This window comes from Pseudanabaena sp. PCC 7367, assembly GCF_000317065.1.
Taxonomy (GTDB): Bacteria; Cyanobacteriota; Cyanobacteriia; order Pseudanabaenales; family Pseudanabaenaceae; genus Thalassoporum; species Thalassoporum mexicanum.
Window position 1 is genome coordinate 2,936,178 of record NC_019701.1, and the last position, 21,799, is coordinate 2,957,976.

Below are 21,799 nucleotides of genomic sequence, written 5' to 3' on the forward strand. Positions count from 1 at the left end.
TAGTTGCTATTTAGCTGCAAAAGCTTACATTATGCTAATCTCAACTGGTCTTAAGCTAATTCTCGGCAAGCTTTGGGTGGAATAAGGAAGTGAGGAGAAAGCCGTACCTGTGTCAATCGATCGTGAAAACGTCCATCTAGCTCAGCGACGCACCAAGCAAAATCAGAATAACAAGAAACGTCGGTGGCCTCTGGTAGTCGCCGGGTTATCGTTTATGTCTGCGAGCATGGGCGCTGCGTTTGCTATCTTCATGACCAGCAAACCACTGCAACAGAGTGCCCTGAGTGCAGAAGAGAAAGCAATTTTTGGGGATGAGAATCTTACCGCCAGTGCCCTGGGCGTGCCCAAGCTGACCCGACCGGTGAATATTCTGGTGATGGGTACGATCGTGCTCACTTCCGATCTGCCCGGTGCCACCGACCAAAACCCTGGTGAATATCTGGCCCAGGTTAATTCCACCCTCGATGGCCACAGCGATGCAATGTTGCTGGTGCGGTTTGACCCTGCGACGAATAAAATTACGGCGCTATCGATTCCCAGGGATAGCCGTGTTTATATTGAAGAAGTGGGCTATAGCAAAATTAATGCGGCCAACTATGTTGGTGGTGCGGCGTTGGCGGCGCAAACGGTCAGTGACATGCTGGGTGATGTGACGATCGATCGCTACATTCGCGTTAATGTGGGTGGCTTTAGCCAGTTGATCGATGCTCTGGGCGGCGTAGAGGTATATGTACCCAAGCGGATGAAGTACCAGGATGATAGCCAGCATCTCTATATCAATTTAAATGAGGGGATGCAGCATCTAGATGGTGATAAAGCAGTGCAATATATGCGCTTTCGCCATGATGATTTGGGCGACATTGGCCGGATTCAACGGCAGCAGACCCTACTGCGGGCGATCTTCGAGCAAAAGTTAAATCTTGAAACCGTCAGCCGTATTCCCGAAATCGTCAAGGTGTTGAAAAGAAATATAGACACTAACTTGTCGATGCAGGAGCTATTGGCATTAGCTGCCTTTGGAGCCCAAACCGATCTTGAAAGTGCCAAGATGTTAATGGTGCCTGGGCGTTTTAGTGCGCCAGAGGAATTCCCGCTGAGCTATTGGATTGTGGATGAATATAGCTTGCCGCGCCTGGTGTCGGAGCATTTTGATCTGCCGTTGCAATATGCCGAGTCCTACGGTTCGATCGAGGCTACTACGCCTCAGTATATTCGCGTTGCGATCCAGGATAGTATTGCTGAACCAGATGCCACTGATTTAGCGACAGATTTGCTCTATGAATCGGGCTACGATCGCGTATTCCGGGCGGAATATGATTGGCATCAACCCCTCGAGAAGACCCAGATTGTGGCACAGCAGGGTGATACCACAATGGCAGAGCAAGTCCGCCGTGATCTGGGGATTGGTGAAGTGGTGGTGGAGTCTACCGGTAGCCTGGAATCGGATGTGACGGTGCGCATTGGCCGCGATTGGCTGGAACTACGGCGCAAGTCTTTGTCGGCTTCCCAAGATGAGTTGGAATTAGAATCAGATGATTTTGACCATAGCGAAGGTACGATCGAATCGGATTTCAATCCGGTGGGCTATCGCTCTTAAAAGATGAATTAAGGCTTAGGTTAGGGCTGATTTTTTTAATACTTTTTTTAATACTTTAGCTTTACTTCCTAAACCAATAACAGGGCTGCTGTAACGGCTCCAACATCCGCAAGGGTTAAGTTCGGTAGCGCCGCGATCAGAGCGCCATTACTAAAAATGCCGATCCCACCATCAGCGATCGCTTCAATCTGGTAAGCGCCAGTACCATTGACTAATTGAATTAGATCTTCTCCTGCGGTGAAATCGCCGATCGTTGCAGAATTAGCAAGAACGATAATATTACTATTGCCACGATCGCCCAGGATAAATAGATCACTGCCTGCACCACCAATCAGGAAATCAAATTCTGGTATGTTACTACCATCAAAATTAACAGCGCTGATTGTATCGTTGCCCCGATCGCCGCTAAGCAAATCGCTGCCAACGCCACCAACTAGAAAATCATGATTCGCACCACCAAACAGGCTATCATTACCCGCATCACCAATTAAGAGATCAAAACCGCGATTGCCCGACAGCACATCATCGCCTTGATTGCCCTGAAGCGTATCATTACCACCCAGACCACGCAGGAAGTCGTTGCCCTCAATCCCAGTGAAAAACTCATCCGTATCATTGCCAGATTGGAACTGAGTATCGATCGTAAAAAACACATTCTGACGCAGGCCAGTGGTGTTGGTATTTAATTCAATAATGTCGGACAGGCGTAGATTGCGAATCTCGGCAATTTCGGCAGCGGTAAAAGAGCCACCGGTTTCGATCGGGTTTTCAAACCAGAAGCGATCGCCACCGCGCATAGCCATATATTGAAACCCCAGAACCGCTTGTTCAGTAAGACCAACGCTAGCTCCGGGCAGGTGATCTTCGGCCATTAGCCCCACCCACATATCAATGTCATCGACACTGCCATAAAGCTCCTCTAGGCTCCGTTGCAAATCAGGGTCAGATGTAATCTCAGCAAAGCTGCTCACTGGCCGAATGCCCAATTCAGGCACAACGATGCTTAAATTGCGACGCAGTTCGTTATAGTCTGCCAAACCCCGATCGCGGCCACGTTGAATATTTGCGGCCAGCAGATCAAAACCAACTGGTCCAGAAACGGGCAAGCCATTGCGCAGATCATCAATCACATTAAGAGCAACTTCCTGAGCGATGCCACTGGCCAGACCGCGCAAAACCTGGTCAACATTTTCGCCCGTAATAATATCCGGTGCGCCAAAGTTTTCAATAAACGCAATTTCACCCTCTGGCAACGGTTCAAAGTTTTGATCGAGGCGTAGAATTTGGGGACTCACCAAGGTATGGCCGATCCGCAATGCCGCCACGGCAAAGGTGTTAGTAGTCTGAGGATCGAGGTTAGGATCATAGCCGCCATATTCCGGCACGAAACTATTACCAATCAGGGCTGGCAGCCATTCATAGAGCACGATATTTTGCCATTGGGCAATATTGATCTGCCGCGATCGCTCAAAAAGTTTGGCATTATCCCAGTCTGGGTGTGTTGCCGCTAATAATCCCGCCAGGCGATTGTGATTTCGCACCCACAGGGTATGTTGAGCCACCAGACTGCTATTTTCATTGACGCGTGAATCTCCAGCCATAAAGCCCACGCCCATAAATGCACCGCCACTGGTCACCCCGTCAAAATCCGGTGGCAACAGAGCACCACTGTCAGTGGCAAAGGTACGCAACATGCCATCGCTTAGTTGGCTGAGATTTCTGGCCAGAAGTGGTTCAGAGCCATAAACGGTGGAAAGATCGAGCCAGGCTGTAACCGTATTGATCGCCTCGCCTGGTACGCCATTAATGATCGTGCCTGTTTCTGGCGCAAAAACGTCACGTTCAAAGCGCAGCACACCACCGGGCATTGGATTAGTGCCATTGGGGCCAAACACTGGGTCGTCTGCTGGGATTGGAATCGGAAAGTCCTGGGGGATGCCCTGGGCAATCAGACCATTGGCGATCGCTTCGTTGTCTGATAGGGCTAAGTCAGTATCATGGTTTAAAAACTGTCCCACCCCCCAGATCATGTCACTCATCAACCGATCGTTAGTAATTGATTGACCAGCTTGATCGGCGAGCACATTGCTAATTAACCTGGCACTGGGGCGATCGCCAGGAATAGTCCCATCTGGTAAGGGTCTGCGGCTGCCACCTGGTGGAGCAATGCCAGCGGGGGAGTTGATCCCATTTTCATACTCGACTGGGGCAATCCGCCGAAAACGCGTGCCCACTGCACCCACGGTGCGAAAAATATCGGTGAGGTTATTGCCAGTCCCATCAAATCTGCGAGTTTCAAAGTTGTCTTCCGCAAATGGATTACGGGTGATTAAATTGTCTTCCATTACCATGAACCCCTAGGTTAGCTCTGCCCTTATTTGCGCATCTAGCTTAACGGAGTTTGATTAGCTTGCAAATATAAAACTATTAGAACTTTACAAGGGTTGATATTTTGCAAACCGCTTGTGGGACATGAACTTGACGATCGCAACAGGCTTGACTTTTGCCTGGTGAATGCTGGGGTGACTAAATAAAATTAATCAGGCAAGTCAATCTGGCCACGCAGCACAGTTATGGCATTACCAGCAATTTTGACCCGATCGCCCCGGTGGGTGACAATTAGATCGCCAGAGCGAGCAGATAATTGCCTTGCTTTTAGTTCTGATTTTCCCAATCGCTTTGCCCAATAGGGAGTCAAAATACAATGCGCTGAACCGGTGACCGGATCTTCGTTTATGCCCACTCCGGGCGCAAAGAAGCGAGAAACAAAATCATAGGGGCGATCGGCAGCAGCAGCAGTAATAATCAATCTGCCCGTGTCTAGCTTAGCGATCGCTTCAAAATCCGGCTGGAAGTCTTTAACCAAAGCTTCAGCATCCAAAACCACAGTGTAATTATCGCCACCAAAGCCAATACATTCATAATCGAGATCGGCAAAGATCGCCTCTAATGCCTGCTCAGCCACATCAGCAATTGGTTGCAACCCTTGAGCGGGGAAATCCATCTCGATCGTCTTGCCCATAAAATTTATGATCAGATCGCCACTGAGGGTTTTAAAAGTTAAGGGTTGATCGATCGCAACAGCCCCAATTTCGCGCAGATAATGTGCCATCGCCAACGTGGCATGACCACAAAGGGGCATTTCCTGGGTGGGCGTAAACCAGCGTAAATGAAACTTGTTGGCATCCAGTTGGCAAGCGAAAGCTGTTTCCGATAGATTCATCTCCGCGGCGATCCGCTGCATCAGCCCATCAGGCGGGAATTTTGCTACCATCACAGTGGCAGCGGGATTTCCCCCAAAGGGGCGATCGCTAAAGGCATCGATCGTAAATATTTGCAGTTGCATGACTTAAAAAAATAATTGATGAGCATTCATGCAAAAGGTCTAATTAAGCTACTACAGCAAAGGCATAGCACCGATGAAGCCGCGTTGGGAACTATTTGCACTGAAACATGTCCAAAGCAACTATAAGGTGTTCTAAAACACCTTGCTACAATAGTTATGCATTACTTATCTATACTTATCTATTCAGTTATAGCCAACCTAACTGTCTCTGATTTTGATGCAGCTATTTGCTCTGAATCCAGCTCGGTCAGATGGTTCAGATATATGGCGCATAAACCTGTGCTTTAATGGCCAAGCTCAGACAAAATAAGACGAAATAGAGTCTACCTAGTTAGGCCAGGATGGTGAGCTAATTGAATGAACTTGTGACTTACTAAACCGATTAAACCTATTAATTTAATAAGCTTAATAAGCGCCATTGCCGTTGGGGAAGATAACCACACCAACGGTTTTGAACATAATAAACAAGTCCATCAGGAAATTATGGGCTTTGACATAGAACAAGTCGATCTGGATCCGGCGATCGTAGGGGATGTCATTGCGGCCAGAGACCTGCCAAAGTCCAGTAATACCTGGCTTGATTGATAAAACCCGGTCGATCGCACTGCCATATTTAGGCAACTCTTCCTTTACCAATGGCCTAGGGCCAACTACGCTCATATCGCCCATGAGCACATTCCAAAACTGGGGAAATTCATCCAGGCTAGTAGTTCTCAGCCACTTGCCAATCCTGGTAACGCGCGGATCATGCTTAAGCTTAAAGCTATCTTCAAATTCAGCTCTGGTAATAGAATCGTCCTTCAGCATCTGATCAAGAATATGCTCGGCACCATTTACCATTGTGCGGAACTTAATACAGCCAAAGGGTCTACCATTCCTGCCTACTCGTTTTTGCACATAAAGAATAGGCCCTGCTGATGTAATGGTAATTAAAAAGCCAATCAGCAAATAAACAGGCGAAAATAGAATCAAGACACTGAGGGAGAACAAAACATCGAAAGCACGTTTGCCATAGGCACTATATGCGCTTGCTCTGCTTCTAATTCTTCGACGGGGTTTGGGCTGGGGACGGCTTGAAGCAGCCGCGATCACCCTGCTATTACCATAACGGCTTCTTGTTATCATTTAACCTCTCGCATTCACACCACATGTAATGCATACAATCATACAATGCCAACCTATTTATACTGGGGCGAGGATGAGTTTCAAATAGCTCAGGCGGTGCAAGAATTACATCATGCACTGCTCGATCCAATGTGGCTTGATTTTAATTTTGTCAAAATCGTGGCCATGGCTGACGAGCAGATTATAGACGGATTAAACTATTCTGCAACTCCTCCTTTTGGATCAGGCGATCGCCTAACTTGGCTAGCAAGCACCACAATTACACAAAAGTGTAGTGATACTGTGCGTTCTGAGCTCGATCGCACCCTGGCTAATTTACCGCCCAATTCTCATCTTTTGCTTACGACCAGTAGTAAACCAGATGGTCGGCTTAAGTCTACTAAACTATTGCAAAAAAGTGCCATTGTTAAGGAATTTTCACCAATTCCGCCCTGGAAAACTGACGCGATCGTCACATTCATCAAAAAAACTGCCCAAAATCATCAACTCGAGCTAACTGAGGCCGGAGTTGAACTTCTAGCCGATACAGTGGGCAACAATTCGCGCCGCTTGCATATGGAGCTGGAAAAATTGAAATTATGGCAGGGCGATCGCCAAGGGCAAGTGGATACTGATGCAATCGCCAGTCTTGTAAATGCAACTGCTCATAATAGTTTACAACTGGCTAAGGCAATTCTGGCAGGTGACCTAGACCGCTCCTTGAGCCTGCTTGCTGAATTAATGGGGAATAATGAGGCCAGTTTAAAGATTTGTGCCACCCTAACCGGACAGTTCCGCACCTGGCTGTGGGTCAGGCTTTTGGTTGAATCTGGTGAGCGTGATGATCGCAAAATTGCCGAGGTGGCTGGGGTTGGCAACCCCAAGCGAATTTACTTTTTAAAGCAAGAAATTCGACCAGTAAGTGCAAGCCAACTTTTACAAGCAATGCCAATCCTGTTGCAATTAGAAGCAGACCTAAAGCGCGGTAGAGAGGAAGCGGCCATGCTCCAAACCGCAATTGTGCAGTTGTACGATCGATTAAGTAGTCAGGCTAGATGAGTTTGTTTACTAAACCAATTAACCGAATCGATTGAAAAAACTAATAGTTTTAATCAGAAATTGTAATAATTGAAGACTTTTAAACAGTGCAGATTACTTTGTTGAAACTAAAAATTAGCTCAATTTAGTTGCGATCGCCAACTTTGACTAGTGGATTGTCAGCTTTCAATTTGTGGGTAAAGTCGCTTAAGGCGAATACGAGCATCTGCAGTTGTGAATTGCCAATCTACCGACTTCTGCAAATGATTACGCTCAATGAACCAAGCTGATGTTTCTTGTTCAAGAGTTTCTCGATCTGGGATCCGTCGATCCAGACATTGTCGGGTTAGTGCAGACAGCTCGATTTCGGCAATATTTAGCCAACTTCCATGTTTGGGCGTATGGTGAATTTCTAGCCGTTCGACCAACCGACGCGCAGTGGACGGAGCAAAGGCCTGATAGAGCGAGGCAAGTTTGTGAATGTTCAAATTGTCACATACCAAAATGACAGTCTCGCAATCGGCGTAGTCTTGTTCAAGTAAGCGTTGAATTTCGATCGCCCAATCAACTGAGGTTCTGCGTTCACTCACAACTGCTTTACGCCAACCGGCCAAAGGTTCTGTAAACAAGAAAATATTAGCGGTGCCATTGCGCTCATATTCATAATCTACCAACTCTGGTTGTCCTGATTTAGCCGGCAATGGAATGCGTGTTTGTTTAACCAATTGCACCGGTTTTTCATCCATGCAAATTACCGGATGCTTAGAATCATAGGGTTGGTGATAAATCTCTAGTACATCTTCCATATGAGCAACAAAATCGGCATTTTGCTCAGGTGGAATCACATACTGTTGACGTAGATGTGGTTTCAGTTCGTTTTTTTCAGCACTTGTCGCACGGTCTCGTGACAAATAGCTGGTACAATTTCTAACTCCACCGCTTTATCAGCAAGCAATCGCAATGTCCAGCGAGCATGACCAGCAGGTGGTTCGCTACAACGTAAGGCTATTAGCTTTGCCTCCGACTCTCCATCACATACGTGTGGTCGTGGCGCACTTTGGCGAGGTTTGCGTGCCAAGGCCGACTCTAAACCTCCTTCAATCAATCGTTGACGCAGGTTGGCTACTGTATTGCGATGGCAACTAAAGGTGGCGGCGGCTTCCGCATCTGTCCAGTTCTGGCCATTTATATCGATATTTAACAGAATGTTGGCATGTTTGATTTTATAGGCGGCGGCCTTACCAGTAGACACAAGATTTTGCAGCTCTTCGCGCTCTTCCTTGCTCAAACGGACGATATAGCGTTTAGGCATAATATACTGCTCGGATAACATAGGTATAGTTTATCCATCTTTCCCTTAACTCACAAACCCAAGATTGACAGAACACTAGATAATTTGACTAGATCAAGAGAGGTATTGAAGCTCAATCACCATAATTAATCATAAGTAAGGTGCTGGGTTAGTGATCGAACTCACTCAAGCTAGCAGGGGGAGCGGTTGAAGCTGCCAGGATTGAACGATTGCTATAAATATAGCGGTGGAAGCAAAGCCAATTTATCGGTATAGTCGCTATGGAGCCTTATTCAATCAGTTCAATCAGTTTAATCAGTTCAATCGGTTTGATCGGTTCAAGATTTATCACCTCGCTATTGGTACAGCAGTTTTGCCTATCTGTACCAACATGTGCTGAACTAAACCAAACCAAGCAGCTCACTTTGAGCCGTACTTAAGATAATGAATTCTATTTAATGATGGGTGGCAATATACTAGATTCGATCGCTACAAACCCCAAACCGCTCTTGCTCAAACAGGTGCGGGTAATCGATCCGATCGCCAACTTGGATCAGGTGCAGGATATTTTCATCGATCGGCAAAAACATCCCCACCTCGCTGCCGCCAAAGCGATCGCTGCACGCCCAGACAACGATCAACCTGATATTTATGAAAATACTGGTCTGGTACTGGGAAATGGGTTTGTCGATCTCTATAGCACCAGTGGTGAACCTGGCTTTGAGCAACGGGAAACACTCAAATCGTTGGCAATTGCTGCCCAAAGCGGCGGATTTAGTCAGGTTTGCATTTTGCCCCACACCCAGCCACCGCTGGATAATTTGGCGGCGTTGGAATTCCTGCATCACCACAATAATCGCCAAAATAACATGCCCTTTAGCGCCTGGGGCGCAATCACCCACGGTTGCCTGGGACAGCAAATGGTTGATTTGGCTGAACTGAGCGATCGGGTAGTTGGGTTCACCGATGCCAAGCCAATCAGCGATCTGGGCTTGATTAAAAATTTGCTCGCCTACCTGCAACCCCTTGAAAAAACAGTAATGCTCTGGGCCTGGGATCAAAATATTGCTGGCGATGGCGTAATGCGGGAAGGGCAATGGTCGATGCGCTATGGCCTGAGTGGTAGCCCTGCAACGGCGGAAACTACTGCTCTGGCAGCAACGATCGAACAGGCTAGAGCCTTTAAGGTGCGAGTGCATTTGATGCGCATTTCTACAGCACGGGGCGTAGAGTTGATCAATCGTGCTAAGAATGATGGCGTAAATATTACCGCTAGCGTTTCATGGTTGCAGCTTTGCTTTTGCGATCGGGATTTGGGCAGCTATGATCCTAATTTGCACCTCGATCCACCATTGGGAACCGAGGAAGATCGTTTGAGTTTGATTGCAGGGCTGAAAACGGGCGTGATCGATGCGATCGCCGTAGACCACACCCCCTATGGTTATGAAGAGAAAGAACTTTCGTTTGAGGCGGCTCCAGCCGGGGCGATCGGTCTGGAATTGGTGCTACCGATTCTGTGGCAAAAGCTGGTAGTCCAAGAACAACTCAGTGCCCTAGAACTATGGCAAGCCCTTAGCAGCAAGCCTGCCCAATGCATTAATCAGCCGATCCCAAAACCAGTTAATCTATTTGCCCCCAATCAAAACTGGCTGGTAGAACCACGCGAGTTAAAGAGCTTATCGCACAATACGCCTTATCTGGGGCAATCGATTAAGGGTAAGGTTTTACAACTCAACTGATAATTGTAATTGAGCCTCATAAATCCTGCCCAAAAACCCTGCCCAAAAACAATGAGGAGCCGATCGCCTCAGCCCTCATGTTATATGTATATAAATATATATATTATTTACTTGCTATTCATCTACTATTTATCTAAGCGATTGGCAAGGTGACTAATCAGAACAGCAGTTGCCAGGTTGCTAGTTAAATTTTCAGTAGCTTCTATGCTTCTGATGTGGCAGGAGCTTCAACTCTTTTCAAAGCCCTCGACAACCTGGCTTTACGTCTTGCGCCAGTATTGCGAGGCAACACGCCTCTTTTCACGGCGCGATCGATCTTGCTATAGGCAGTGTTCATCCGCTCTTGCACAGTGGCCAATGCTTCTGGCGTTTTTTCAGCTTCGTATGCCTCCACTGCCAGAAAATAATTCTTCATCAGGGTTCTTACCGCCGATCGATATTCTCGATTGCGCAACCGGTTGCGTTCAGCGGTTTTAATTCTTTTGAGTGCAGATCTTGAATTTGCCACGGTCTATCTCTATTGCCTTACTTAACTGAATATTACTGACTATTTAATACTTACTGCGATCGCGTTGATGATCTTGATTATTGGGTGGTGGAGATGCAACTAATTAATCTAAGTCTCTTAAACCTGATTTTGGATCAGCTTAATTCTTGGCTTAATTAGTCAGGATCTAAACCCAGGCGATCGTTTAATTAACCGCGATCGACTCAACAAATCAAACTCAACGAGTTAAATAAATACGATGCTGGCCTGAGCTAAAAATTTAGATTATCAGACGCTTAAGAAAATTTAGCGCATACCATTCTATCATTACATTAGAATTGCTGAGCCTAAATTGGCATAAATTTGGCGCGATCGGCCTAAATATTTTTTAGCCATGTTGCCAAACCGGTCTAAGTTTAAGTCTATGTATTTTAGGTAGTGGGAGTCCTGCAATGATATTTGGCCATAGAATCGAGACTGAATCAGGGATTTTTTATTCAAAGTCCTCATCTCTAACCATAAAACCCGGTTGGTCTCTATCCTGCATCTTGAGATCTTTAGTTGACAGGATTGACCAAAAATCTGAACGATTGCTCCTAAACCTGCTAAATAGAGACGAGTGTAAAGAGTTCAAATAGCCCCAATATCACTACTAAGTATTATTTAATATTTAATCGCTATATCCATGTGATAGAAAGCCTAATCAAACCTAGTTTGAATTAACTAGCTCCAAAGCCACGCTTGCAAAAACAACACTGCGACTAACCATGAATCACCCAATCTATCTAAACCTTGTGTCGCTTATCTTTGGCGTGTTTGGCATGTGCTTTGTGGCCTGGTTGTTTTCTGAAGATCGACGTGTAATTCCCTGGCGGGTAATTATTTGGGGAATTGGTTTACAACTGGTACTGGGCGCGGCGGTGTTTTTGTTTCCCCTCACCAGGGTGTTTTTAGACTGGTTTAATAATTTACTTAATGTGGTGTTTGAGGCGGCCGATCGCGGCGCTCGGTTTGTGTTTGGCAATGCGATCGTCCCTGATCCCAATAATCCGCCGGACGTGGCGCTTGGTTATATCTTTGCGTTTCGAGCTTTGCCAACGGTGATTTTCTTCTCTGGCCTGATGGCCTTGCTCGATAATTTGGGCTTGATTAAACCAGTGGTTAATTTTTTTGGCGAGATTTTCTATCGCACCATGCGTTTAAGCGGTGCAGAGGCATTGAGTGGCTCGGCAAATATTTTTGTGGGAATCGAGGCGGCGATCGTGGTTAAGCCCTTTTTGGCCAAAATGACCCGCAGCGAGCTATGCGCGATCCTGGCCTGTTGTTTTGGTACGGCGGCATCCTCGGTGCTGGCGATCTATGTGAGTTTTTTGCGTCCAGTTTTCCCAAATATTCTGGGGCACCTGGTTTCTGCCTCGATCATTGCGATCCCAGCCTGTTTTGTATTGTCGAAAATTATGGTGCCGGAAGTGGATAAGCCCTTAACTATGGGTGGCATACCCAAAGAAGCGGATTTTAAAGATGCCGATCAAAACGACGACAACGATGACAAGCTAGAGGCGGTTGGTGGTGAATTGATGAAACGCACCAGTCCACTGGATGCCGCAATCCTGGGGGCATTGGATGGCGTAAAAATGAGCGTGTCGATCGCTGCTGTTTTGATTTTAATCCTGGGCCTGGTTTATTTACTCGATGCTTTGTTTGCTGGTTTAGCTATGCTCCCTGTTTTGGGCGCTGTGTTTCAGTATGTCACCCTCGATAACATCACCGGGGTGTTGTTCTATCCACTTACCTTGATGACTGGGGTTTCCTGGGACGATTCCTGGCAAGCGGCGGTAATTGTCGGTAGTCGTTTATTTAAGACCGCAATCCCCGCCTATGGGGCGCTGGCGGCGGCGGCTCAAGCTGGTGAAATTAGCGATCGCACCGTGTTAATTGTCAGCTATGCGCTGTCGGGATTTGCCCATGTCGCTTCGGTGGGCATTTTTGTGGGTGGCACGATCGCCCTGATCCCATCGCGGCGCAAGGAAATTTCCGAACTGGGCTGGAAAGCAATGTTCATTGGCACCCTGGCTTGCATGATGATCGCTAGCATCGCTGGGTTTATGGATACAGGCAACCCCAGCATTCTTGGTATTCCCGCCGAAGAGGCCGCAGCGATCGTTGAACCAGCACCGGATGCTCCTGCAAACACCTCTGAAGCAGCGATTCCACCTGATGCCAGTAATCAAACCGAGCCAACCAATTCGATCGGTGAAGATACTGAGCCTAATTAGGTGCGTGCGATCGAAAAAATATGGAGCAAAAAATTTCGATCAAGTTAGCCTTTTCTTTCTAAGGATTTAGGTGTATGCTGCTGAGTTTTCCACAAATCAGCGTAAATTTGCGCATAACAGCGGAAAATAGCACAATCCCAATATGAGAAACAATTGGACTATTTAGATCCAGAAGAGTTTCAGCCTGATAGCTCTTTACCTCGACACGATTCAAATAAAATTAAAACAACATAAAAGCTGGCAAACCTTGACATAAGTGCGGTTTTAGTGGCAACCGTTATAGGGAAAAAGCAATCGACTTCTTAATAATTCTTCATAATAAGGCAAGGTGATAAATTTTTACTTGCGTCTCATGAGAATCTAGTTTTTCCACAACGATTTCCCCAGGTGCGGCTACTTTTTCCACAGGCAAGCATTAGTTTTCCACAGCCCTAATCTTTTCATTTTTGGATCCATCTCTGATGGTATGGGAGTTAAGTCGATCGCAACTATTTTGGCTGGGGAGATCGCCGGTATACTCAACTCTATTTAACTTATGTAACGGAAATAGCCTCAAAATACCGATTCTTTAATGTCAAGTGCTTTAGTTTTGGGGCAGCCATGAGACAGGATTCAGATTGACAAGGCAAATTTTTAGGCACAGAATAAAAGCCCACTGTATTAACCCAACAAATTAACTCACTGATTAATTGATTAGAGGGGTCATCAACCTATGAATTCAACGGTTAGTATCCTTGCGGAGATTCCCGAAGAGTTGCACGAAACATTAAGAAGCTATCTGGAAACACATCCCGATTGGGATCAAGATCGGGTGTTTGCGGCAGCCTTGTCATTGTTTCTGTTGCAAAACGGTAGCTGTAGTTCAACGGATACCTCGCGGAGCTATCGCAGTGCCGCCAAAGTGTATTTAAATACCTTATTCCAACATTCTTTCTAGACTTAAATAGCATCGATCGGGGTGGGGGTAAATCCCAATGCGATCCCTGGATGCACAACTTTTAATTGCCTCCAGAACTTAAAATCCTCTTCATTAACTTAATTTAGATGTTTTTGCCATACTCGGAATTCCCCTGATGATACATATAACAAGGTAACGGGGTAGTTTAGAGCCAAGTAATGGTAGAAAGTGCTTTTTGATTAATTCGATTAAATTTCGATTAAATTAAATAACCTTGGTTGAGGTGAGTAAATTACTAGACTTCTTGCAGAGGTGCTAAAAGAAAGGCTATGAACAAGATTCTTTTGCCCCAAACTAGCCATTTGCAAGAACTCTGGTTATTTAATACGCCATGCCTACCAACGGGGTAGCAATTCGAGTTTTAATGTTGATACTTGGCGACCGAAGAATTATTAGCAATACCGATCGATCGGGTGCAAGATCTGTTTGGGCTCTAGGAAATATTACCCAACCAAATTTAGTGTTTCTGCAAGCTGTAATGATTTTAGGATTCTGGCCATAGGCATGAAAATGACCTATGGATCTTTTTTATCTTTGACTAAAAATAATGCTAAAAACCCAATAAATTAGCCTAATAAATTAGAACGACATGACCAGCTCCAAGCCTGGTTATTTTTTTGCTCATCCCAATTAGTTTTCGGTTGCCCAGGACTACCAGAGCAATGATTCATTACCTCCCATCATGATCCATAATTTACCCGCCCATGAAAAGTGCTGTTATGGGTATATTGCGATCTCTCTAAGCTTTAAAAGACTTGCTGAATCTGTCTCCTTGGCAAAGGATCTAATGCCCTGAACCAATACTTCCACTAAAACTAATCCGTTCCAAGCAAGCACTTTTTACCCAGCCTTGAGCACCTCTATACCTAAACGCAGATTTTGTCCAATTAACTTGATCACTAAGCACATATACTCGCAACGATCGGCTATCCTGAAAGAAGATTACAAAAGTTAAAAAATAATTAAAAGTTGACAGAGGCTTATTTAATGTCTGCAAGATCTGCTCAGGAAGCCCCCTATGGAAGCTGGAAATCCCCAATCACTGCTGATCTGTTAGTCTCCCAAACCAATGGCTTTGGCCAGATGGCTCTGAGTTGCCATAAATCGCCAGTTAATGTGTATTGGCTAGAAGCAAGACCAGCAGAAGCAGGCAGAAATGTGCTTGTGCAGTGGGATAGTGCCAATCAGCAAATAGTTGACATTACCCCAGCCCCATTTAATGTGCGCACCAGAGTACATGAATATGGCGGTGGAGCATATTTGGTGGCAGATAGCACGATTTATTTTGTTAACTTTAGCGATCAACGTATTTATAAGCAGGAAATTGGCGATCGCATTGGCGAGCCGCAACCCCTCACCCCAGAGAACAGTGATTTTCGTTATGCCGATATGTGCCTCGACCGCGATCGGCAACGGTTAATTTGTGTGCGGGAAGACCACAGCGGCGATGGGGAAGCAGTTAATACGATCGTTAGCATTAATTGCCACGATGGCAGTGATATTAAGATCCTGGTTAAGGGCGCAGATTTTTATTCAAATCCCACCCTCAAGCCGGATGGCAGCCAACTAGCCTGGTTGAGCTGGCAGCACCCCAATATGCCCTGGGATGGCACCCAACTATCGATCGCAGATTTTCAGACCGATCATACCCTGGCCAATCCGCAGTTAGTTGCAGGTAGTAATACTGAATCAATTTTTCAGCCCCAATGGTCGCCCGATGGTGTGTTATTTTTTGTCAGCGATCGTAACGATTGGTGGAATTTATATCGCTACAGCAATAATCAAGTCGAAGCAATCTGGCCGACTACCGCTGAGTTTGGCCTGCCGCAGTGGGTATTTGGCATGTCCACCTATGCTTTTATCTCCAGCACCAAATTAGTTTGCAGCTATACCCAACAGGGACGCTGGCATCTGGCGACCTTTAATCTGAGCAAAAATGTAATGCAGGATTTACAGGTTGATTACACCAGTATGGGCTCACTCCATGCGATCGGCGAGAATGTCGCATTCATAGGTGGTCAGCCGACTGAGTTTAGTGCGATCGTGCATTTGAACTTGACCACGAACCAGGATCAAGAACTCAAAACCTCTAGCAAGGTGGCGATCGATAATGGCTATCTTTCCATACCGCAGGAAATTGAATTTCCCACTGAAAATAATCAAACTGCCTTTGCCTTCTTCTATGCTCCAGTAAATAAAGATTTTCAGGCTCCCGCTACCGAAAAACCACCGCTGATCGTACGCAGTCATGGCGGCCCCACTGCTGCTACTTCAAATGCCCTCAGCCTCAAGATCCAATATTGGACTAGCCGTGGGTTTGCGGTGTTGGATGTTAACTATGGTGGTAGCACTGGCTATGGCCGTAAATATCGGCAACGCTTGAATGGTAAGTGGGGCATTGTGGATATTGATGATTGTATTAATGGCGCTAAGTATTTAGCCGATCGCCAACTGGTTGATCCTGAGCGCATGGCGATCGTGGGTGGTAGCTCAGGTGGCTATACTACCCTGGCAGCGCTAACGTTCCGGGATGTGTTTAAGGCCGGGGCGGTTTACTATGGTGTGAGCGATCTGGAAATTTTGGCCAAGGAAACCCACAAGTTTGAATCGCGTTACCTGGATAGTATTGTGGGTGCATATCCAGAGCAAAAGGCAATCTATGAGGCGCGATCGCCAATTCACCATGTAGATCAGCTTGCCTGTCCAGTGATCTTCTTCCAAGGCGCTGAGGATAAAATTACGCCGCCCAATCAAACGGAAATGATGGTGACAGCAATTAAGCAAAAGGGCATCCCGGTGGCCTATGTGCTATACGAGGGCGAACAACATGGCTTCCGGCAGGCAGCGAATATTAAACGTACCCTGGAAGCAGAACTTTATTTTTATTCCCAGGTGTTTGGCTTCCCGTTGGCGGAGGAAATTGAGCCGGTGGCGATCGAGAATCTCTAGCTATTTTTTAGCCATGAGGTGTCAGTAGTGAACTAATTACTATCTCAAGAGCTGGAAACTAGTGGGGGCGGTTCAGGATATCTAGCCCCTACTTTCCATTGTTGTTGGGTCATCAGGACGAAAGTACTTAATCGAAAACTTTGTAATAAAATAGTACCAACCAAATTGGGTTAAGGAATTAACTCGTTTAATAGCGCTGTTTTCCATGCTTTTAATAACCCTATCCCTTCTCAAACTCATGGGTTGACTAAGAAACACAATTAATTCATCCCCTATATCAGATCTCCCAATATAGAAAAACTCAAAAACCTTTTGCTTTAGTATGTCAGTATAATTAGGCGATCTCTCAAGTTTAGAAGCTGAAATGCATGGGCAAAATGATACATAATCTCGCCTTACCAAATCACAAGTATTTGTGAGTGTAATACCAGGAGCTTTAAATATACTTGGCTTGCCATCTCCTGCAAATATCAAAAATGGAACTTCCGAAATAATATCCCCCTGAGTCCACTGTTCCAGAGGGCTGCGTAATATAGATAAGGAGTTTGATGATTTAAATTGCTCTATTGATGTTTCAATTGGATAATTCTTCAACAGAAGAAAAAGTTCAGCAGTGGGATCGTCGAGCATTTTTCTAGAAATATGGCAAGCCTGGCTCAGATTCAGAAATTAGCATTTCATGCAGCTTATCTAACTCATCATCAGGCATTGAGTAGCTGATCTTGCAAAGCTCCAAAGCAAAATCCGTTAAAGCATCTCTTGTCTGTGAGTCTATGCCGTTTTGGTATGGCTTTACAGTACCATCACTTTGTGAAACTGAAGTATCACGGAGCCTTGGGATGGGGGTCTCAACTATGGTTGAAGCAGAAAAAGTGGCTAAAGCTGCCGATATAAAAATACCTGCCCAATGCTTGGTATATTCTGGGATAAGAGGTAATTCATCATTCGTGAATAATGATGTAGCAGTATAAGTCATTTCCTTATCTCCTTTTCTTCTGGGGAAACTAACTTTTCAAAGTTTGCATAAATAGCTTCATGTGCTGTATCAATCCAACCTACAATCAAGTCAATATCCCAATCTATATTATCTGGGAAGTGAAATGCGTCTATATCTAGTATAAGTTTTCTTGTTGGTTCAGAAGAAGAGACATTAACCGAAAGAATAATTTCATTGTCTTCTTGGGATACTTGCCTGAAAAGAATCTCTTTGCTGCGATTTATGTCTATATGCTCAAACGGCAAATTTACATTTAGAGTCGATAGTGGATTAGTAGATTTCGATAGATTATTAATGTATCGGAGGCCAAGTCTGTTAATTTTGCTTGAAGATACAAATTTCCTAGCATTTGTCAAAACATTCCTGATACTTTCAACAAATAAGTTAAATCCTTTATAATTTGTTGAATTAACACTTAGAATATCGTTTCCTGTTTGGAAGAGTAAACTTTTTTCTTCGTTAAAAAATCTATGCATAACGATTCCTGGAGGAAGACCAGGAAATTCCGCCATGGCGAGCTTCTCCGAGATGGGGAAATCTTCTTTTAATCCCAAAGCCATTCCTCCAGCGTAAATAGCGTAATCATTTACGGGCTCAAAACGTATTTCCAACAATGCTTCCTGCAATGGAGGACTTTTCCAGGCAATATGACTAGGCAATTTTCTTGATTTACAATCTACATATTGATAGTTGAATGCCACAAACCTATATCGAATTGTTAGGTCATAGGATAAGCTAATCTTTAGCAAGTCACACATAGCTCAGTTAGTTATAGACTAACTTTTTTAGCAAGCAAAAGTAAATCCTCGATTGTATGTTTTTTGATTATTGCCTAGTGCTGTTTCAAGCGAGATGTTGTGCAAGCAATGCCCTGACTGTTGGGATCTTGAGGCATTCATGCAAAAGAAGTCTCTTGAAGATGCACTAGGTATAAGATTATGCTGCCTGATGATGAACGGTAGACGAGGAATGATTAATGATTAGCTAATAAGCTACACTCGAAAAATTGCTAACAGAGATCCTCAGGATTGTTACAGTTGTGTAGCATTTCAATCGCTTCCTGGTTGTGAGTAATATCCAGATCGATCGCCTCTACCTCAACCCGATCCAGCCATTTTTGAAAAGACTTACCTCCGGCCACCAAAAAACTGCTCAAGGATTCCTCCGCGCCAACTCGATAGAACCCACACAGAGGCTCCCACCGATCGCCCAGCTTGGGAACGTATGCTAAGTAAGAGGGCGCGATCGCTGCTAAATCCTTAATCCAACCTTTCAGAATCTCAAAATTGAGCAGAGGTAAATCGCAGGCTAGGACTAAGAGCCATTCAATTTGTGGCTTATGATTTGCGATTGCTTGCATTCCCTGCACCAGGGCAACAACTGGGCCCTGTCCCGATTGTGATTCCGCTATCCATTGATATTGATATGGTTCTACTGGCTCGATCGGTTGGGGATTGTTAGTAAGGTTTGGGTTAGCGATCGCTTGTTGATAAGTTTCAATCCGCGCTCGGGGCGTAAGAATATAAATAAACTCACTGCAAGTAGCTGCTACAGTCGCTACCCGCTGCAAGAGCGGTTGTCCCTGCCACACAAGTAAAGCCTTATCTGTACCCATCCGCTTGCTCTGGCCGCCAGCCAAAATCAGCACCGCCAGATTAGAGCTACCTTGATGGCTTGGCATAATTTTTGTTCACGGTGATGAAACTCGATTGCAACGATCGCTCAAGGTGGAATATGATTCTTATTCATTCTCTCAAACACCCACTCGCAACGAATTGATCGCCCCTTGCAATTGCTCTAGCTTAGCGATTATTTTACCTTGTTGCAGCATTGTCTTTGTTTTGTCGATCGCCGCTTCAATGGTGGGGCAAACGCCACAGCGCCAGAGATAAAAACCTGCGTTCCAAACAATTACTGCTTGAAAATGGGCAGATTTATCAGCCAAGGCTGCGAGCATCAATTCTGGGTGATCGTTCAATTGTGTCAGAGCAATATCATGGCAAGTAAAACCATAATCCCTTGGTGAAATGTTCAATCGGCTAAATGATTGTTCTAGATGTTGCTCCAATTCTTCATCTGCTGGATCACTTGGTAACTGGCTAAACGTATTTTCGCCAATCCCAATTATGGCGGTGCGATCGCAAGGGAGATCGCAGCTTCCTTCTAAGCCTTTGAGCGTGGTGAATCGTTTCACTCCCCGCAGTGCCATCGCGGTACGGATCATCTTTTCGGTGGGTGGATGCACAAACCCAGTAAAAATATGGGCATCTCCTTGATAGGGCGACCAGATCAGCTCCAGCGTAGCGATCGGTGGGCGTTTACCAATCTGTTCACGGTAAGGCACTAAGTTTTGAGCAAGGGGAAAATGCTTGGGCAAATAGACAAAGCCAATTCCCACTTCGGTCAAGAGTTCCTGTACATGATCCAGGGTTAAATCGTGCCAGTTGGTACCCAACATTTGCCAGACATCAACCAGAGGCAGACCTTCCTTGGTGGGCATCCGATCGCCACCATGCATAATTACGGCGCAACCTGCCGCCGCCAAGATTAAAGCAACACATGGGCTGATTGGGGCAGTGCGCGATCGGCCATCATAGGGCGAACCCAACACAATCACAGGGCGATCATCATTAGCATCTCGATCTACTAGCTCTAATGGTGTTAGTTGGGGGCCTAGTTCAGCATAGGCATCCAACATCCCAGCTAGTTCGAGACCGGTTGGCCGTCTGATCCGATGGGCGATCATAAAAGCGCCAATTTGAGCCGGAGTTGCCTCTTGCAACAGCATCATCCGCATTGCCTGCGCCGCTTCCTGGCGAGACAACGACTTACTGGTGTGGGTTCCGCTGCCAACCTTACGCAGCAGCTCCCGAAACTCCTTGCTCATATGTAGTTTGCTTACTTGTTACGACGGCGATCGACTATCTTGCCACATAACTGAGTTAGTTGACTAGCAATGCTAAATCTTTGGTATTTGCCTCTAGATCATCTAAATTAACAGTAGCATTGGCAAGCTCCCCTGATTTGTGGGCTAGGGTTCGCAGCTCCGTAAAGGTACTACATACTAAATCAAAGAAGAACTTAATCGGTGGAATTTGCAGGCGATCGCTGGTGGTCACCATCACGATTTTGCGGGTAAGGGTAGTTTTCTGGCCATTACTGGTAGTTGGATCGGTTTCAATTTTCCGCACTGCTAAAGTTGGGTCTTGATAGGCTTCGAGTAAATCTGAGCGAGGTAAGATTGCCACCATCTCTCCTTGCCTGATCACACCGCGAAAGGCATCGGGTGCATTTAATTCCAAAGCCATCCGTAAATCTAGACCACGCTGGGCAAATTGATCCTGCACCAGGCGTTGCATTCCATAGCCATCTTTAAAAACTACATGGGGATATTTGGCTAATTCTGCCCAAGTCACACTATGACGATGGCGGGCAAGGGGGTGGTCTGTGGCCAAAAGAACCTCGATCGGCTCCTCGAATAATGGTTGCATCACCATTTCAGAACTGTTGGTAAGGAAACGATTTTGCATTACGATCGCCACATCTAGCAGGCCATCTTTGAGCACCTTCAGGGCGCGATCGCTGCCCAGGGCAGTAACCCGCAACTGTACCACAGGATAGCTTTTGCAAAACTGCTTCAATGCTGGTGGCAAATAATGGGTGCAAACCGAATGAATCGCGGCGATGCACAATTCCTGTTGTTTGCCATCAAGTAACTCCGAGATTTCCTCAGCCGCCACATCCCAACTCTTACAAATCTTGCGGGCATAGGGCAATAAACGCTCACCACCAATGGTCAGCTTTGCCTGGGCAGTGCGATGTAATAGAGGTAGACCAAGACTTGCCTCTAGTCCCTGAATTTGACGACTTATGGTCGACTGCGTTACGCCACACTTCTTAGCTGCTTGTTGAAATCCGCCCATTTCAGCCACAGCCAAAAAGGCTTGCAACTGTTCAATTCTCATCAGTTGGCTGCCTAATTTACATTTTTGTCAGTTATTTGAAGCTAACCGATCG

Annotated in this window: 17 protein-coding genes; 6 read left to right on the top strand and 11 right to left on the bottom strand. The window is 45.7% G+C overall.

Going from position 1 to position 21,799, the window contains the following annotated elements; all coding sequences use genetic code 11:
- The first annotated feature begins 109 nt into the window (after positions 1 to 109).
- Positions 110 to 1,597 (top strand): LCP family protein, encoded by a 1,488-nt coding sequence (locus tag PSE7367_RS11660; protein ID WP_015165545.1) that lies wholly within the window; start codon positions 110 to 112, stop codon positions 1,595 to 1,597.
- 68 nt (positions 1,598 to 1,665) lie between these two features.
- Here PSE7367_RS11660 and PSE7367_RS22750 read toward each other — a convergent pair whose 3' ends face one another.
- The 3 genes from PSE7367_RS22750 to PSE7367_RS11675 all read right to left on the bottom strand — a co-directional run bounded on the left by PSE7367_RS22750 (position 1,666) and on the right by PSE7367_RS11675 (position 6,068).
- Positions 1,666 to 3,942: a peroxidase family protein gene (locus PSE7367_RS22750; protein WP_051037959.1), complete on the bottom strand. Its 2,277-nt coding sequence runs from the start codon at positions 3,940 to 3,942 to the stop codon at positions 1,666 to 1,668.
- A 191-nt stretch (positions 3,943 to 4,133) separates the two neighbouring features.
- Positions 4,134 to 4,943, bottom strand: a complete 810-nt coding sequence (locus PSE7367_RS11670; protein WP_015165547.1) for a PhzF family phenazine biosynthesis protein — start codon at positions 4,941 to 4,943, stop codon at positions 4,134 to 4,136.
- A gap of 405 nt (positions 4,944 to 5,348) precedes the next feature.
- Entirely contained in the window at positions 5,349 to 6,068 is a 720-nt protein-coding gene (locus PSE7367_RS11675; RefSeq protein WP_015165548.1) for an undecaprenyl-phosphate galactose phosphotransferase family protein, read from the bottom strand.
- Between the two features lie 45 nt (positions 6,069 to 6,113).
- Between PSE7367_RS11675 and holA the strand changes: the two genes are divergently transcribed.
- Complete coding sequence (holA, locus tag PSE7367_RS11680) at positions 6,114 to 7,106, top strand: DNA polymerase III subunit delta (protein WP_015165549.1); 993 nt, start codon at positions 6,114 to 6,116, stop codon at positions 7,104 to 7,106.
- A 158-nt stretch (positions 7,107 to 7,264) separates the two neighbouring features.
- Here holA and PSE7367_RS22015 read toward each other — a convergent pair.
- A protein-coding gene (locus PSE7367_RS22015; RefSeq protein ID WP_156800460.1) for an IS630 family transposase occupies positions 7,265 to 8,397 on the bottom strand; the annotation gives its coding sequence in 2 pieces (ribosomal slippage) (positions 7,265 to 7,968 and positions 7,968 to 8,397; 1,134 coding nt in all).
- 437 nt (positions 8,398 to 8,834) lie between these two features.
- Here PSE7367_RS22015 and PSE7367_RS11695 point away from each other — a divergent pair.
- Positions 8,835 to 10,115: a dihydroorotase gene (locus tag PSE7367_RS11695; protein ID WP_015165550.1), complete on the top strand. Its 1,281-nt coding sequence runs from the start codon at positions 8,835 to 8,837 to the stop codon at positions 10,113 to 10,115.
- Positions 10,116 to 10,317: 202 nt separating this feature from the next.
- Here PSE7367_RS11695 and rpsT read toward each other — a convergent pair whose 3' ends face one another.
- The gene (gene rpsT / locus PSE7367_RS11700) at positions 10,318 to 10,623 is read right to left on the bottom strand and encodes a 30S ribosomal protein S20 (RefSeq protein ID WP_015165551.1); all 306 of its coding nucleotides are present in this window, start codon (positions 10,621 to 10,623) and stop codon (positions 10,318 to 10,320) included.
- Between the two features lie 746 nt (positions 10,624 to 11,369).
- Between rpsT and PSE7367_RS11705 the strand changes: the two genes are divergently transcribed.
- The 3 genes from PSE7367_RS11705 (at position 11,370) to PSE7367_RS11715 (ending at position 16,785) form a co-directional block, all read left to right on the top strand.
- The gene (locus PSE7367_RS11705) at positions 11,370 to 12,878 is read left to right on the top strand and encodes a NupC/NupG family nucleoside CNT transporter (RefSeq protein WP_015165552.1); all 1,509 of its coding nucleotides are present in this window, start codon (positions 11,370 to 11,372) and stop codon (positions 12,876 to 12,878) included.
- Between the two features lie 712 nt (positions 12,879 to 13,590).
- Positions 13,591 to 13,815 carry a DUF2811 domain-containing protein gene (locus PSE7367_RS11710; protein WP_015165553.1) on the top strand — a complete coding sequence of 75 codons (225 nt, stop codon included), beginning with the start codon at positions 13,591 to 13,593 and terminating at the stop codon, positions 13,813 to 13,815.
- A gap of 1,008 nt (positions 13,816 to 14,823) precedes the next feature.
- Positions 14,824 to 16,785 carry a S9 family peptidase gene (locus tag PSE7367_RS11715; RefSeq protein WP_015165554.1) on the top strand — a complete coding sequence of 654 codons (1,962 nt, stop codon included), beginning with the start codon at positions 14,824 to 14,826 and terminating at the stop codon, positions 16,783 to 16,785.
- A gap of 81 nt (positions 16,786 to 16,866) precedes the next feature.
- Here PSE7367_RS11715 and PSE7367_RS11720 read toward each other — a convergent pair whose 3' ends face one another.
- From PSE7367_RS11720 to PSE7367_RS11745, 6 genes are all read right to left on the bottom strand, one after another.
- Positions 16,867 to 17,415, bottom strand: coding sequence for a hypothetical protein (locus tag PSE7367_RS11720; RefSeq protein WP_015165555.1), 549 nt, complete (start codon positions 17,413 to 17,415; stop codon positions 16,867 to 16,869).
- A 4-nt stretch (positions 17,416 to 17,419) separates the two neighbouring features.
- Entirely contained in the window at positions 17,420 to 17,761 is a 342-nt protein-coding gene (locus PSE7367_RS11725) for a hypothetical protein (protein ID WP_015165556.1), read from the bottom strand.
- Positions 17,758 to 18,483 carry a TIGR04255 family protein gene (locus PSE7367_RS11730; RefSeq protein ID WP_198013412.1) on the bottom strand — a complete coding sequence of 242 codons (726 nt, stop codon included), beginning with the start codon at positions 18,481 to 18,483 and terminating at the stop codon, positions 17,758 to 17,760. The genes PSE7367_RS11725 and PSE7367_RS11730 overlap by 4 nt, the downstream gene beginning before the upstream one ends.
- Before the next feature lie 308 nt (positions 18,484 to 18,791).
- Positions 18,792 to 19,463, bottom strand: coding sequence for a molybdenum cofactor guanylyltransferase (locus tag PSE7367_RS11735; RefSeq protein ID WP_015165558.1), 672 nt, complete (start codon positions 19,461 to 19,463; stop codon positions 18,792 to 18,794).
- Positions 19,464 to 19,535: 72 nt separating this feature from the next.
- On the bottom strand, positions 19,536 to 20,669 hold the full coding sequence (locus PSE7367_RS11740) for an anthranilate phosphoribosyltransferase family protein (protein ID WP_015165559.1): 1,134 nt from the start codon (positions 20,667 to 20,669) through the stop codon (positions 19,536 to 19,538).
- Between the two features lie 55 nt (positions 20,670 to 20,724).
- The gene (locus PSE7367_RS11745) at positions 20,725 to 21,747 is read right to left on the bottom strand and encodes a LysR family transcriptional regulator (protein ID WP_015165560.1); all 1,023 of its coding nucleotides are present in this window, start codon (positions 21,745 to 21,747) and stop codon (positions 20,725 to 20,727) included.
- Positions 21,748 to 21,799: the final 52 nt, after the last annotated feature.

Coding starts and splice junctions, on each gene's coding strand:
- PSE7367_RS22750 (WP_051037959.1), bottom strand. CDS start 3,942: ATGGAAGACAATTTAATCACCCGTAATCCATTTGCGGAAGACAACTTT.
- PSE7367_RS11670 (WP_015165547.1), bottom strand. CDS start 4,943: ATGCAACTGCAAATATTTACGATCGATGCCTTTAGCGATCGCCCCTTT.
- PSE7367_RS11675 (WP_015165548.1), bottom strand. CDS start 6,068: ATGATAACAAGAAGCCGTTATGGTAATAGCAGGGTGATCGCGGCTGCT.
- holA (WP_015165549.1), top strand. CDS start 6,114: ATGCCAACCTATTTATACTGGGGCGAGGATGAGTTTCAAATAGCTCAG.
- PSE7367_RS11695 (WP_015165550.1), top strand. CDS start 8,835: ATGATGGGTGGCAATATACTAGATTCGATCGCTACAAACCCCAAACCG.
- PSE7367_RS11705 (WP_015165552.1), top strand. CDS start 11,370: ATGAATCACCCAATCTATCTAAACCTTGTGTCGCTTATCTTTGGCGTG.
- PSE7367_RS11710 (WP_015165553.1), top strand. CDS start 13,591: ATGAATTCAACGGTTAGTATCCTTGCGGAGATTCCCGAAGAGTTGCAC.
- PSE7367_RS11715 (WP_015165554.1), top strand. CDS start 14,824: ATGTCTGCAAGATCTGCTCAGGAAGCCCCCTATGGAAGCTGGAAATCC.
- PSE7367_RS11720 (WP_015165555.1), bottom strand. CDS start 17,415: ATGCTCGACGATCCCACTGCTGAACTTTTTCTTCTGTTGAAGAATTAT.
- PSE7367_RS11725 (WP_015165556.1), bottom strand. CDS start 17,761: ATGACTTATACTGCTACATCATTATTCACGAATGATGAATTACCTCTT.
- PSE7367_RS11735 (WP_015165558.1), bottom strand. CDS start 19,463: ATGCCAAGCCATCAAGGTAGCTCTAATCTGGCGGTGCTGATTTTGGCT.
- PSE7367_RS11740 (WP_015165559.1), bottom strand. CDS start 20,669: ATGAGCAAGGAGTTTCGGGAGCTGCTGCGTAAGGTTGGCAGCGGAACC.
- PSE7367_RS11745 (WP_015165560.1), bottom strand. CDS start 21,747: ATGAGAATTGAACAGTTGCAAGCCTTTTTGGCTGTGGCTGAAATGGGC.